The sequence below is a fragment of the Spirosoma pulveris genome, from assembly GCF_054781875.1.
Genome location: NZ_BAAGTO010000001.1, coordinates 338,415 through 351,468 on the forward strand (window position 1 = coordinate 338,415; position 13,054 = coordinate 351,468).

The window sequence follows — 13,054 nt, forward strand, 5'->3', positions numbered from 1 at the left end:
GTGTAGGCTTACCCTATTGCAAAGTAAAGATGTATATCCATCGATGAAGCGTCATGACTGTTAATAAACAAAAAAAATGATGCTATGGCCCTTAATGTTTATTTTAAATATATGATACTACTTTGCTGTTTGTCAAATTGAAGAATAAGATACGTGCGTGATAACTATACGACCTGAAACAAAAAATGTAACAAATTGTCGTGATAAGGGATTTGACCGTAATTGTCCTGTTTAAAATGACCTAACTCCGGCTCGCTGGTTCATTCAGGGGAAGCTTATTCTTTAGGAACTAGTACAAGCGATTGACCACAGTAATGCGGTCAATTGCCCCCTGAAAGGTCATGTGCGTTGCGTAGAACATAATATTGATCGAGGGTAGTTACTGGCCCTGTAAAAGATCGACATCATCGATTGGCTTAGGGGCATCACTTCGCTGGAAGGGACGGAAGCTATGGAAATGGATTGGCAGGACTACAGTTAGCTTTATTACTTAATAGTAACCGAAAAATGGGTAAATCGGGCACTTCATCGAAATGAGTTCTCATTAATGAGGTTGTTGAAACAAATTTGTGTCGTTACATCAAAAACGAAAATCTTTTGTTTAAATAAACTCATTCGCTACTAAACGATGAAACTCAACGACGAAGAATTAATCCGCCAGCATTTCACAACAAATCCCGCTGTTTGCTTCGAAATACTTTACAACCGCTATGTAGAGAAAGTCTACAAACGGTGTCTATCGCTGACTAAAGACACGGAGAAAGCTCAGGATTACACCCATGATATTTTTATCCGCACCTTCGACCGGCTGGACCGTTTTGAAGGAAAATCTACTTTTTCCACCTGGCTCTACTCGATCTCGTTCAACTATTGCATGGACCAGTTTAAGGTCACCAAGCGATTACCGATGATGAGTTTGGAAGACCATGAGACACATCAGCTAGCGGATAGTGAAGACGAAACGCCCCTGGAAGAACGTTTGCAGCTACTCAATCAGGCGCTGGGTCAGCTTTCTTCCAAAGAAGCGGGTATCCTGCAGATGAAGTACCAGCAGGGTCTGCAAACCCACCAGATTGCCAACCAACTGGGTTTGCAGGAAAGTGCGGTTAAGATGCGCCTGAGACGTTCCCGTCAGAAAGCGTACCAATATTATAAATTGGTGGCCAATCAATAGGGGGTGGGCAAACCTGCGTTTCGCCCCGTTTGTTAATCCACCAACACTTTGTAGAGTAGGTTTGCCTAAACTACGCTTACTGTAGAAACACTGATCTTTACCAGAGCAATCTGCTATGAACAGAAAACGCAAATCCTTCTTGCCGATTCTACAGCTTGTCGTTTTGTCCGCGTTCCAATTAGGTGGCCTTACCGCTTTTGCCCAGGGGCCGGGACCGGGTCAACGAATACCGCTTCCGCCTATACCCATAAAAGGGGATACGACCCATACCCTTTCCAGATACTTCACGCTGGCGTCTGCTGCCAAAAAAGCACCGGACGACAAGGGCTTTATTCAGCGTTGGCTTGTGCTGGAACCGGTAAAGAAAGATATTGTCAGGAATAATATATTCACCGACAACTACCTTAGATCCACGTTTTCGACCGATAATTTTTCAGGCGATTTCACCGTCGTTCCCCGAAATGGCGAAACGGTAAACGTAGGAAACCAGTCACTGAAATGGTATGCGTTGGACAGTAAGGCCTTTAACGTTAACTTATACCATTTTACCTATGCCATCAACAAGCCAAAATACGGGATACTTGTCTGGCTTGTTACGGTCATCGACTGCCCCCAGGAAATCCAGAATGTGCGGATGGCTGCCGGGTGTAATTCGGGTAGTATGTGGTGGCTGAATGGGCAGGAAGCCTTACTGCTCTCTGGCGACAGGGACATGATTGCCGATAATGGAACGTCTGCCCGTTTAACGCTCAAAAAGGGACGGAACATTATCCGTGGGGCTGTCATAAACGGACCGGGTATGGCAAATTTCTGCGTTCGTTTTTTGGATGAAAGTGGATCGCCCGTGAAAAACCTCCGTATTAGTTACGAGTAAGTAACCTGACAAGACCTGTAAGGCCGTAGAGACCTTACAGGTCTATATGCATAAAACCACTCACTTCATGAGAAGCCTGAAAATACCTTTCCTAACCACCCTGTTCGCCCTGATATTCACCCAAAGCGTAGTGGCACAGGTCGGAAGACCTTTTATCCATGATCCCTCGACCATCGCTGAATGCGACGGCAAGTATTACACATTCGGGACGGGTGGTGGCGGATTAATTTCCGATGATGGATGGACCTGGCATGGGGGCGGGGTGAGACCGGGTGGTGGAGCGGCCCCGGATGTCATCAAAATTGGCGATCGTTACCTTGTCATTTATGGTGCAACCGGGGGGTCGCCCAGCCACAAAGGGGCCATCCTGACCATGTGGAACAAGACACTGGACCCTAAATCCCCTGATTTTAAGTACTCAGAGCCGGTAGTCGTGGCCACCTCAGATGGCTATGAAGAGAACGACGCGATTGATCCAGGTGTCATGCTGGATCCGACAACCGGACGCCTTTGGCTGAGTTACGGCACTTATTTTGGCTTCACCCGCCTGATCGAACTGGACCCCAAAACCGGGAAGCTCAAGGCCGGGAATAAACCCGTCGATGTAGCTATCGTGTGTGAAGCCAGCACGCCGGTCTACCGCGACGGCTGGTATTATCTGCTGGCCACGCATGGCAGCTGCTGCGATGGAGCCAACTCTACTTACAATGTGGTCGTGGGTCGATCCAGAAAAGTAACCGGCCCTTACCTTGATAATGTAGGTAGAAGCATGTTGGAAGGGGGAGGCAAGATGGTGGTGGCTACCCGGGGAGGGTTAATCGGACCAGGGCATTTTGGACACATCGTGCTGGAGAATGGCGTTGAAAAAATGTCGCTCCATTATGAAGCCGATTTAGAGCAGGGTGGCCGGAGCGTATTAGGCATACTTCCGGTGGTTTGGAAAGATGGATGGCCTGTTGCCGGCGAGAAATTTAAAGAAGGCACCTATGAAATCGAATCTGTACGAAGAGGCTATGGCTTGGAGCTGGCCGTTGATTTTACCAGAATGGCCGTTGGCCCACGAGGATTTGGTCAGCCCAATACCGATCCAATAAAGCCCGTTCCGGCTCAGCAGTTAGCCGATGTGATGAAAAACTGGCCAACCGGGACAATTAATGTTAGAATTGGCGATTACATGGCCCGCCCCCATCAAAAATGGACGATTACCGATGCACCTGATTCCACGGGGTATTTGGGTGGTCCTTACTATAAAATTGTATTGGCAGGAACTGAGCGGGCCTTAGTGGCAACCGCGAACGCCGAAGTACAAACCGTACCGTCATTTACCGGCGCACCCGAACAGTTATGGCGAATCGATCAACTGACGGATGGTTCCTACCGGATAATGCCCAAGGTTGTACCCAATTCAGGAAAGAAGTTGGTGCTGGTATCTTCTGGTGACAGCACACCGACATTGGCCGAATTTGATTTTAACAGCGATAATTCCAAATGGAATTTCAAAGCTCACTAACGAATTTCTAGTGTTTTACTCACTTTATCGTTCTGTTCGCTGCCAACTTAACGGCAACGAACAGAACGAGTTTTTTTATGCACGTTTAGCGTAAGGGCTGCAGGGCTGACTTAATTTGGCTTACTCATTTGTGAACTGAATAATAAAACCGCCTTTGGGCGATAATGCGTATTGCCAGGTAGACGTGACCGGATGAGTTTCTGTTTTAAACGTCATTAATGGATCGTCGCCTTCCGAAATGATTCTAAATTTTGAAAAGCCCTTTGCATACTTGGACAAATTTAGGCTGACAGGTATTGATTTATTCGTCCCGTTGATACCCACAATGTAAGAAAGACGGTCTTTCTGACGGGAAATGATGATCTGCTCCCCCGGCTCAGCCACAATGCTTTCTGTTTTGTCCCAACTGGCAGGCATGTCTTTCAATAGCTGTCGAACCGATACAGGAAGTGATTCAAACGTCTCTTTTGAATCCGCAAAATTGATAACTCCCGACGTATAGATCATCGCCGTAGCCAGTTCATGAACTGCGGTGTTCAAGCGGGGATATTTCCGGATGGTGAGGGCAAATGGGGTGTAATCCGTAGGACCGGCTACATTTCTGGTGAAGGGTATTACGGTATTCTGCTCGGCAGCTAAGGCCGGATACCTGGCTTCATAAAAATAATGTTCTGTTCCTAAAACCGATTCGGCGGTCATGAAATTGGGCCAGGTCCGATGCCAGCCCCTGGGAACGGTCGTGCCATGAAGATTGACCAGTAAATGCTCTTTCGCGGCATCCTCAAAAAGAGATTGAAAACAGGCCATCACCTCTTGCCGGTCCGAGCACCAGAAGTCAATTTTAATCCCTTTGACACCCATGGCCGCCAATTCTTTAAATTTCTGTCTTCTCTTTTCCGGATCGAAATACGCAGCCGAATAGGCCCATACCATGGGTTTGATTCCGCTGGCAGTCGCCTTGGCAATGATTCCCCCTTCGGCATTGGCTTTCTCCCAGCCAGCATCAAACAGCGTATAGCCGAAACCGAACGAGGCCGCCAGGTCCGTGAATGCGTTATACGTTGCAGGCGAATGATCCTCGGGGTGTGACCACCAGGACCAGGTAGCTTTGCCCGGTTCGATCCAGGACGTATCGTCCAGTTTAGAGGCAGGTGCCAGATCTGTAATCAGGCTGGACAGCAGGATGTCCCCGGCCTGATCACCAATGATGATGACCCGCCAGGGCATCGTCCAGGGAAGGCTGTAGGTTGGACGATTGTCGTTGCCCAGGGGAAGGTTATATTTTTCATCTTTTTCAGCAAACGCAATTTGGTACAATCCACCCGCTGAGTTGGGGGCCAAATGACAACCGGGAAACGACCCATCCGTTCCCGACTCAGCCAGCAACACCCAGTTTTTCTTACCATTTACCTGAAAAAGAGCAGGCATACACCACCCCACAGACGGGTTACGGGGATTACTGATCGAGTCGCCGGGGTGTATATTTACGTAAAAATCTTCGTAGCCCGGGGTAACCTTACCCGCTTTATTATACGGCTGTAACCAGCCTTTGGCTTCTTTTTCGATCTGAAATCCGGTAATCTCACGATTGATCACCCGTATTTTTTTATCCTGATCCGGAAACCGGTAGCGGAAAGCAACGCCCTCTTTTCCGGTTACTAAATCAATGATCAGCTGCGCTCCCGACTTATTTTTAAACGTAATACTCTTAGTTTCAAAGGCATGATCTATCGATTTGACGTTCCCCACTTTCAAATCGTATTTCTCACGTCTTACGTTAATGGGTGAAACGTTAACGACGGAGAGTCCGGTCGTAAAATTCTGGTCATCACAGTCAAGGCCAAGCGGAGAATCGGAAATAATAATTTTATTCTGGCGCGTCACCCGGTACTTCAATTCCCCTTTTTTAGTCAACGACAGTGTAATTTTATTTGGTCCAACCTTCGAACTCAGGTCCATCGATTGGCTTGCTGCTTTAAAGCCACTAAAAAGAAAAAGTACGAAGGCGAAAAGGGTAAAGGTTCTGTAAATCAACGTAGTTCTCATTCTGCAAATTCGGTTTGTTTTTGGCAACCAGGGGCGGTTTATAACTGAAGGCACCAGTTCTCCCTAAAGAGAGGAATCTGTTCGCTTCGTGTTTTAAATAAAGACGTCGGAACGCTTTATTTCTACCCGGCAGTCCATCCGTACAGCTAAACAATTGAGTTTATGGCTGACTAAAAACAAGCGTTGGCTGCTTGATTGAGGACCGTGTAGATTTACTTCCTTTTAAAACTTATACAAGTGAAAAGATCGTGGTGATAATGCTTATATTTCCATCCATTCTTCAAAAGTCTACCTTCTATGAATCGTAAAATTTTGATCGTTACCGGCGATGGTGGCGAAAGTTACGAAACCCTATACGCCGTTCACCGTTTTCAGGAAGAGGGCGACTCAACCCTGATTGCCGCCCCTGCCAAACGGCGGCTTAACCTGGTTATGCACGATTTTGAACCGGGTTGGGATACCTACATTGAGCGACCCGGCTATTGCTTGGCCGCTGACCTGACCATTCAGGAAGTAGTCGTAGATGACTACGATGCAATCTTATTACTGGGCGGCCGCGCCCCCGAATACCTGCGTAACCATGCCCAACTGCTGGAGGTCGTCCGCGAATTTGACCGGCAGGGGAAATGGGTATTTGCCATCTGTCATGGAATTCAGATTCTGGTGACTGCCGGCTTAGCCAACAACCGAACGCTTACGGCTTATGAACATGTACGAACAGAAATTGAGATGGGAGGTGGAACGTATTCTACCGAACAAGCCGTGCGTGACCGAAACATAGTTACGGGGCAAACCTGGCAATCGCACCCGGAGTTTTATCGGGAAGTATTTGCCTGCCTCCACGAACTGGAACGGGTGTAGAAGTGAAGGGAAATATACGTGATCGCTGTCTGGTGTAAAACGGGCGTTTCCTTTTTATCGGTTGGTACGATTGACTTTCATTCCTGTTTCCTTTGCACATTTGTTAAATTATCATCAAGGCAATACAGCTTATGACCAGTATCAAAAACGCTCATTACGCCTATAAAATCCTTTTTTTAGGCCTTGCAGGACTATTCATTACAACTCTTTCGCTAGGGCAAACGACTGGTACGGCCGTTACGCTGGGCGGTAAAACAATTCACACCGTTGGTAAACTACCCGCAGTGGGAACACCCGTTAAAGAATTCACATTGACCGGTGTTGATCTTTCTGATAAAACGCTGGCCGATTACAAGGGCAAATATGTGATCATGAATATCTTCCCAAGTGTGAACACAGGCGTTTGTTCCAAATCGGTGCGGAAGTTTAATGAGGATGCGGCTGGACTAAAAAACACGACTGTGCTCTGTATCTCCAAAGATTTGCCATTTGCCCAGAAAGCGTTTTGTGGTGCGGAAGGAATTAAAAATGTCGTGATGCTTTCTGATTTCAGAACTGATTTTGGCAATTCTTACGGCGTTCAAATTGCCGACGGTCCCATGAAAGGTCTGTTAAGTCGTGCGGTGATCGTCGTGAATCCCGAAGGAAAAATCGTCTACGAACAGCAGGTGCCGGAAATAGGGCAAGAGCCTGATTACGCTGCCGCCATAGCGGCCATTAAATAGGGGCCGGACAAGGCAGTTTGGTATAAAGACCTAACCTTTTATCTCCGTGACACAACAAAACAGGCAGGCCATGTGGTCTGCCTGTTTTGTTGTGTCCAGGGGTAGCAAATAGACCTCGTAAGCAGGACGTTATGATGGTTTGCGACAACGTATTCTGTACACACTGCAGGGTGCTGCTAATCCGGAGGTGTGCCACTTGACTATCAGGTAAAATCCGATAGTTTTGAGTTGATTTAGCTTAATATATCCTCATCATGAAGTCCCTGAATTATTCCCGCTATGATTGGCTACTGCAACTGATAGTTTTACCACTTTATATCGGTCTGCTCAACTACATCATGATCGGCGATGCGTATTGGCACAACAGGGCTACATTCGGGTTGGCAACGGGAATAACGTTTATTGAGTCCTATGCTAACTGGTTAATTAATAATCAGATATCCTTGTATATAAGTCGGGTTTACAACGATCCTAAACGGTTCTTCCGACGCTCCCTGATTCGGTTTGCAACCACGGGAATGTCGTCGACAGTCAATGCTCTCCTGCTATACGGTTTCTTCTGGCTCATCGCGTTACCCGGATTTGAGTTCAATCTTGCCCGACTGGGTTTTGCCGTGCTGTATACCCTGATTATCGTGATGATCGTGGTGATCACCTACGAAGGCATGGATACATTTTCGTACTGGCAGCAATCGCGTACGGAAATTGATACGCTCAGCAAAGCCCAGCTACAGGCCCAGCTCGATGCTCTTCGTCAACAAGTCAACCCTCATTTCCTCTTCAATAGCCTCAACGCGCTCATTTCGCTCATCGACGAAGACCCCCGACAAGCCGGGGCTTATGCCGAAGAACTCAGTTCGGTGTATCGTTACCTGTTGCGCGCCAACGAGTCACCCTTAGTGCAGCTGTCCAGTGAACTCGACTTTGTCGATTCCTATTACCATCTCCTGAAGACCCGACACGGCGATTCGCTCACGCTGGTGAGGCAAATTCTGCCGGGTACGGAGGCCCGCCAGATTCCCCCGCTTACGCTGCAACTGCTGATCGAAAATGCCGTGAAGCACAATATAATCCTGCCCGAACAACCGCTTACCATCGCATTGAAAACCGATGAGCAGCACCGGCTGATCGTGTGCAACAACCTTCAGCGCAAACCCAGCCGGGCGTTGAGCAACGGTGTGGGGTTGAGCAACATCCTGAGCAAGTACCAGATGCTGGGCCAGCCCGCGCCCCTGATCGAAGATGACGGGCGCGAGTTTCGGGTCATTCTGCCGCTGGTGTGAACGTCACGTTTAGGCTTGCAGGGTGGTAGCCCTTGGTACTTGGCCGATTCTTTCGACGGCTGTTGTGTTCCCGCAACATAGCCTGTCAATTGCCCAAATTATGGATCAACAAGCAATCGGCCGGGGGATAACGGCTTTCGATGTGTAGATAAATTCCCGTTCATATCCTTATTATTCCGGTTCAGTCCGTGCTTCCGGCAACTGACGCGGAACGCCGATGGCTTTCGAAAATGGTACTCCCAACTTTGTTCTGGTTAACGCAGCAAATTGTCGTAAACCAGACATCGAACAGTAAACAACAAATCGCCTTTTCGGCACGAACCGCTAATGAAAAATTTATTTCCACTTCTAGCGCTGGCAGTTTTGCCCTTTAGCCTGTCGGCTCAAACAAAATCGGCCACCCGCAAACCAGCCTCGTCGGCCCATCAGCCCGTTATCCGCTCGTCGGCCAGCCGCCTGAGTACTCGTCCCGCTTCAACCAACGGCCCACAACGGGCAAAACAAGACGAGGCAACGTCCGCGGCACAATCCGCCCCATCCAAGCCAGCCGCGGAGCCCGTGGTGTCGGCGGGGGCTCCCGTTTCCGTGCCCGCGTCTGCCCCGACTCAACAGCCCGCCGTTGCAGCCTCAACCAAGTCCGTTGCACCAGCTCGCACAACAAAACCGGCACCAGAGTCGCGTGAGCAGGCTTTAGCAGGACGCAGCAACCAAAGCCGTTTTCGGGTTGGCTTACGACTGGGAGCCAATGGATCAACGGCCTCTAGCATCGACGTGTCTGATTTTGGTAATGCAAGCGTTGAGCCGGTAACGGGCTTTCATGCAGGGATGGTGTTCAGTATTGGTAAACGTGCGTTCACAATTCAGCCGGAAGTGATGTACTCACAATACGGCTTCAAAATCGCATCGGGTTCAGATTATCTTCAGCTAAAAACAAACACGATCGAAGTGCCTGTTCTGCTTAAATACAGCTTTGGACAAGGCTCTGCGCGCTTTTTCGTCAACGCCGGACCAACGGCAACGTATCTGCTGGGCGGCAAGCTCTCCTACAAAGAAGATGGCGAATCGGGCGAAACCGATATGGAGGTAGGTGCCAATGACGGGCGGCTTAACTTCGGCGGTTCACTGGGGCTGGGCCTTTCGCTAAAGGTCGGGACGGGGAGTTTCAACATCGAAGCACGGGGCACGTATCTGACGACCAATACGCCCGACGTCGCGATCCAGAACGGTAAACTTTCGGTAGCGTACCTGATCCCATTGGGTGGCCGGTAAACAACAAACAACAGGCTTAATCCTGACAGCCACCCCCGCATTTCCAAATCGGAATGCGGGGGTGGCTTTTGCCGTTTACCAGCTTCAACTCTCGTTGCTGGTTTACCGGTGAAGAATTAGTCCTGGAGCAGGCATTTGTCGACGCATTCAGTTGAACGTGTCGGTATCAGCACCTGAGCAACGTCAGGCTGACGCGCTTTACCGATAGCCTGCTCAATGGAGTCCCCGGCGAATGCTCCCATGATACCCAATCGTGATTGGATACTGTACCATAAACCCACCCACGTCTTGTACAACGGGGTGGGTTCGAGTAAATGGAGAGTTGCGAGCGGTAATTACTTGTCGGCCAGTTGCCGTTCGGCAGTTTTTTGGGCGATGTTGTTGTTGTGCTTCGACACCGTTTTCAAGTACTCATAGATGGCACCCACCTCGCGCTCCGACAAGGCCAGTTTAGGAAGCATCGGATAGCGCAGGACACTGCCGTCAGGCCGGACGCCCATCCGCACGGCTTGGACAAACTGTTCCTTCGTGTACTTGCGGGCAATGCCGGTTTGCTCGTCAAACGTCAGGTTGGGCGTCAGGATAGGCTTGCCCTGTTCGTCTTTCAATTCGATGCCACCGCCGTAATATCCTTCAGTCAGGGGCGTATTGACATGATCCTGCTTTATCATATCGGCCGAGTGGCAAACGTAGCAATCTCCAAACGCGTCGGCGGTATATTTACCCAGCGCAACCAGGTTGTTCGAATCGGGTTTGGCAATGAAGTGCTGCGGATAAGGCAGCGGCTTCATCACCGTATGCGTCAGAAGTTTTGAGAACAGCGACAATTCGGTTGCAGGGGGCTCTTTCTTCGAAGGTTGCACCGGGAACCGATCCGATTTAAGATAGGCCACTACCGATAGTAAATCTTCATCGGCCAGGTTAGGATACTGCGGCATGACTGGCGCGTAGGAGCCGTTTTTTCGAATGCCCGTTCGGAGAAAATAGAGCAGTTCTCCGTCGGTCCAGTTGCCGATGCCTTTCTCTTTATCCTGCGTGATGTTCTTCGAATAAATGGCGCCGAAAAGATCAGGCACGTCTTTCATTCGCTTGCCGGTCAGGCGATTGTCGTTGTCGCCGTGGCACTCCATGCATTGGATGCTGGCGATGACTTCGCCCCGGGCCACGCGGGCGGGCGTTGCCTCAACGGTGATTTTCGGGAGGCTGGGCGGGTCGTAGGCAGGTACGCCGGTGGCAGCAACGTACCCAACAAAAGCGGCAATTAAGAGCAATAACGTACCCAGCACTAGGCCGGTGATTTTTAGTACTTTTTTCATTGTAGTGATTGTTGTTTGGAAATGGATCATTCATTCTCTCCGCTACTAGCCGCATCACCAACCGGCTGTCGTGCCGGTTCGGCTTTGGCAATCGAATCGTTCGGAACAGCTGGTTGGAAGTTACCGCTTGGAGCCTGCGATGTAAAGGTTACATCCACCGCTTCGATCTCATAGCCCGATGTGGATGAACTGGCAAAAGCTGCGGGTGAAACGGATTCTTTTGAGGTTCGCAGTGTGTCTTGCGCCACCTTGAATGACTGCGGTGAAGCCCCTTCAGGCCAATGCCCCGACAACCCGATTGCGGGTGACGTACGAACGGCGTTTCAACGACCGTTTTCGCGGGTTCATGCAAGTGTGATGGCGGTTCACCGGCAAGATAAATGGCCTGCTGGGGCAACAGTGCCAATTTTGGGCTGTCGAACAACGAAACGTTCCCAACAAAAGCCATCTTCTTTTAACAACAAATCCAATGACACAGTCACGCACACACCGCCAGCGCGCGGCCCTTTCCCCCATGAAAAAGATTTCTACAATACCCCTGTTGCTGGTTACTGCCTGCCTGCTGCTCCTGGCAGGATGCAAAAAAGAAACCGAAACTGAGCCTGTTCCAGTTGGGGCGGTAATAGCCAATGCCGGTCCTGACCAAGCCATTCAGGTAGGTCAAATCAGTACGCTCGATGGCTCGAAGTCGTCCGACAGCCAGAGCAAGCCGCTAACCTATGCCTGGACTATGGTTCGTAAGCCCGCCAAAAGCACAGCCACGCTGGTCGATGCCAACACGTTCAAGCCGACATTCAAAGCCGATGAGGTTGGCGAGTATGAAATTGAACTGACCGTGAGCAGCCCCAACGGCAGGGCCACCGACCGCGTCGTGGTCGCTGCATCTGCCGCCGAACCGCTGGCGATTACTAGTAGCATCACGGTTAAAACGAACTTATTGGACCGTGTTCTGAATCCCGACCTGCCGGACTATATCGTTACCAAAAGCATTGATGTAACGGCAGAACTGACCATCAACCCCGGTGTGGTTATCGCCTTTGAGCGGGATGTGCGGATGAACGTGAACGACAACGGCGGCTTGCTGATCGCCAGGGGTACCGCCGAACAGAAAATAAAATTTGTGGGCGTGCAGCGTACGAAAGGGTACTGGGTAGGCATTTCGCACTATTCAGGTAGCAATGCTAACCTAATGGAGTATGTCGAGGTGCAAAACGCCGGCAGCCGCCCTATCTACAGCGTTACCAAGGCTGCATTGTACCTGTCGGGGGGGAGCCGGGCGCAGATGGCACTCAAAAACACACTGTTTGCTCAAAACGACGGCTATGGCCTTTATGTGTATGAGGGAGGTATTTTGCGTGAGTTTGCTCAAAATGCATTTAGCAGCAATACGGAGGCCGGCATCCTGCTCGACGCCAATAACGTAGCCAAACTCGACCCGGCCTCCACCTTTAAAGGTGGCAACGGACGCGATGTGGTGGAGGTTACTCCATCTGGCCTGACGGGCAGCGGAGAAACGGTGTGGGCGGGCTTCGCCGACAAAACGCCTTACCGGCTCACTGGTGACCTCACGGTTGGCTCGGGTTTTCGGCTCGAACCGGGCGTAACGATGGAGATGAACCGTGATGTTACCATTCGCATCAACAGCGAAGCGTATCTGACTGCCAAAGGGACCGATACGGAAAAAGTAATCTTCACAGGTGCCAACCGCACAGCGGGCTTCTGGCGGGGTCTCATCTGCTATTCGCCCAGTGCGAAGAACGTCCTGGAAAACGTGGAGGTAAATAATGCCGGTAGTATTGCCATTGTGTCAGGCAAGAAAGCCAACGTGGCTGTGTACGGAACCAAATCCGCTCTATCTATCACCAAATCACGGATCATGGGCAGCGGAGGATATGGTGTTTATGTTGGCTATGGCTCATCGGCCAACGCCGACCTGCCAACGGCCAATACCTTCAGCAGCAACGCCGATGTAAACGTGCTGATTGAAAAGTAGTGG

At 50.0% G+C, this 13,054-nt stretch carries 12 protein-coding genes; 8 read left to right on the forward strand and 4 right to left on the reverse strand.

Features of this window, described 5'->3' with window-relative positions:
• The first annotated feature begins 628 nt into the window (after positions 1-628).
• From ACYVJM_RS01340 to ACYVJM_RS01350, 3 genes are all read left to right on the forward strand, one after another.
• Positions 629-1,174, forward strand: a complete 546-nt coding sequence (locus tag ACYVJM_RS01340; RefSeq protein WP_461146409.1) for an RNA polymerase sigma factor — start codon at positions 629-631, stop codon at positions 1,172-1,174.
• Between the two features lie 115 nt (positions 1,175-1,289).
• The gene (locus ACYVJM_RS01345) at positions 1,290-2,048 is read left to right on the forward strand and encodes an acetylxylan esterase (protein ID WP_461146410.1); all 759 of its coding nucleotides are present in this window, start codon (positions 1,290-1,292) and stop codon (positions 2,046-2,048) included.
• Between the two features lie 67 nt (positions 2,049-2,115).
• A complete protein-coding gene (locus ACYVJM_RS01350; protein WP_461146411.1) occupies positions 2,116-3,558 on the forward strand; it encodes a family 43 glycosylhydrolase in 1,443 nt (480 codons plus the stop codon).
• A 120-nt stretch (positions 3,559-3,678) separates the two neighbouring features.
• Here ACYVJM_RS01350 and ACYVJM_RS01355 read toward each other — a convergent pair whose 3' ends face one another.
• Entirely contained in the window at positions 3,679-5,604 is a 1,926-nt protein-coding gene (locus tag ACYVJM_RS01355; RefSeq protein WP_461146412.1) for a glycoside hydrolase family 97 protein, read from the reverse strand.
• A 297-nt stretch (positions 5,605-5,901) separates the two neighbouring features.
• Between ACYVJM_RS01355 and ACYVJM_RS01360 the strand changes: the two genes are divergently transcribed.
• From ACYVJM_RS01360 to ACYVJM_RS01375, 4 genes are all read left to right on the forward strand, one after another.
• On the forward strand, positions 5,902-6,465 hold the full coding sequence (locus ACYVJM_RS01360) for a DJ-1/PfpI family protein (protein WP_461146413.1): 564 nt from the start codon (positions 5,902-5,904) through the stop codon (positions 6,463-6,465).
• Positions 6,466-6,596: 131 nt separating this feature from the next.
• A complete protein-coding gene (gene tpx, locus ACYVJM_RS01365) occupies positions 6,597-7,190 on the forward strand; it encodes a thiol peroxidase (protein WP_461146414.1) in 594 nt (197 codons plus the stop codon).
• Positions 7,191-7,444: 254 nt separating this feature from the next.
• Complete coding sequence (locus ACYVJM_RS01370) at positions 7,445-8,473, forward strand: sensor histidine kinase (protein WP_461146415.1); 1,029 nt, start codon at positions 7,445-7,447, stop codon at positions 8,471-8,473.
• A gap of 327 nt (positions 8,474-8,800) precedes the next feature.
• Positions 8,801-9,742, forward strand: coding sequence for a porin family protein (locus tag ACYVJM_RS01375; RefSeq protein WP_461146416.1), 942 nt, complete (start codon positions 8,801-8,803; stop codon positions 9,740-9,742).
• A gap of 116 nt (positions 9,743-9,858) precedes the next feature.
• Here ACYVJM_RS01375 and ACYVJM_RS01380 read toward each other — a convergent pair whose 3' ends face one another.
• The 3 genes from ACYVJM_RS01380 to ACYVJM_RS01390 form a co-directional block, all read right to left on the reverse strand.
• Complete coding sequence (locus ACYVJM_RS01380) at positions 9,859-9,984, reverse strand: hypothetical protein (RefSeq protein WP_461146417.1); 126 nt, start codon at positions 9,982-9,984, stop codon at positions 9,859-9,861.
• A 93-nt stretch (positions 9,985-10,077) separates the two neighbouring features.
• The gene (locus tag ACYVJM_RS01385) at positions 10,078-11,058 is read right to left on the reverse strand and encodes a c-type cytochrome (RefSeq protein WP_461146418.1); all 981 of its coding nucleotides are present in this window, start codon (positions 11,056-11,058) and stop codon (positions 10,078-10,080) included.
• 26 nt (positions 11,059-11,084) lie between these two features.
• Positions 11,085-11,306, reverse strand: a complete 222-nt coding sequence (locus tag ACYVJM_RS01390) for a hypothetical protein (protein WP_461146419.1) — start codon at positions 11,304-11,306, stop codon at positions 11,085-11,087.
• Positions 11,307-11,572: 266 nt separating this feature from the next.
• Between ACYVJM_RS01390 and ACYVJM_RS01395 the strand changes: the two genes are divergently transcribed.
• Positions 11,573-13,051, forward strand: coding sequence for a PKD domain-containing protein (locus tag ACYVJM_RS01395; RefSeq protein WP_461146420.1), 1,479 nt, complete (start codon positions 11,573-11,575; stop codon positions 13,049-13,051).
• Positions 13,052-13,054 lie beyond the last annotated feature (3 nt).

What these genes read in the sequence shown, in the direction of transcription:
- ACYVJM_RS01360 (WP_461146413.1), top strand. Translation starts at nt 5,902, where the DNA reads ATGAATCGTAAAATTTTGATCGTTACCGGCGATGGTGGCGAAAGTTAC.
- ACYVJM_RS01380 (WP_461146417.1), bottom strand. Translation starts at nt 9,984, where the DNA reads ATGGGAGCATTCGCCGGGGACTCCATTGAGCAGGCTATCGGTAAAGCG.
- ACYVJM_RS01355 (WP_461146412.1), bottom strand. Translation starts at nt 5,604, where the DNA reads ATGAGAACTACGTTGATTTACAGAACCTTTACCCTTTTCGCCTTCGTA.
- ACYVJM_RS01340 (WP_461146409.1), top strand. Translation starts at nt 629, where the DNA reads ATGAAACTCAACGACGAAGAATTAATCCGCCAGCATTTCACAACAAAT.
- ACYVJM_RS01395 (WP_461146420.1), top strand. Translation starts at nt 11,573, where the DNA reads ATGAAAAAGATTTCTACAATACCCCTGTTGCTGGTTACTGCCTGCCTG.
- ACYVJM_RS01350 (WP_461146411.1), top strand. Translation starts at nt 2,116, where the DNA reads ATGAGAAGCCTGAAAATACCTTTCCTAACCACCCTGTTCGCCCTGATA.
- ACYVJM_RS01345 (WP_461146410.1), top strand. Translation starts at nt 1,290, where the DNA reads ATGAACAGAAAACGCAAATCCTTCTTGCCGATTCTACAGCTTGTCGTT.
- ACYVJM_RS01375 (WP_461146416.1), top strand. Translation starts at nt 8,801, where the DNA reads ATGAAAAATTTATTTCCACTTCTAGCGCTGGCAGTTTTGCCCTTTAGC.
- ACYVJM_RS01385 (WP_461146418.1), bottom strand. Translation starts at nt 11,058, where the DNA reads ATGAAAAAAGTACTAAAAATCACCGGCCTAGTGCTGGGTACGTTATTG.
- ACYVJM_RS01370 (WP_461146415.1), top strand. Translation starts at nt 7,445, where the DNA reads ATGAAGTCCCTGAATTATTCCCGCTATGATTGGCTACTGCAACTGATA.
- tpx (WP_461146414.1), top strand. Translation starts at nt 6,597, where the DNA reads ATGACCAGTATCAAAAACGCTCATTACGCCTATAAAATCCTTTTTTTA.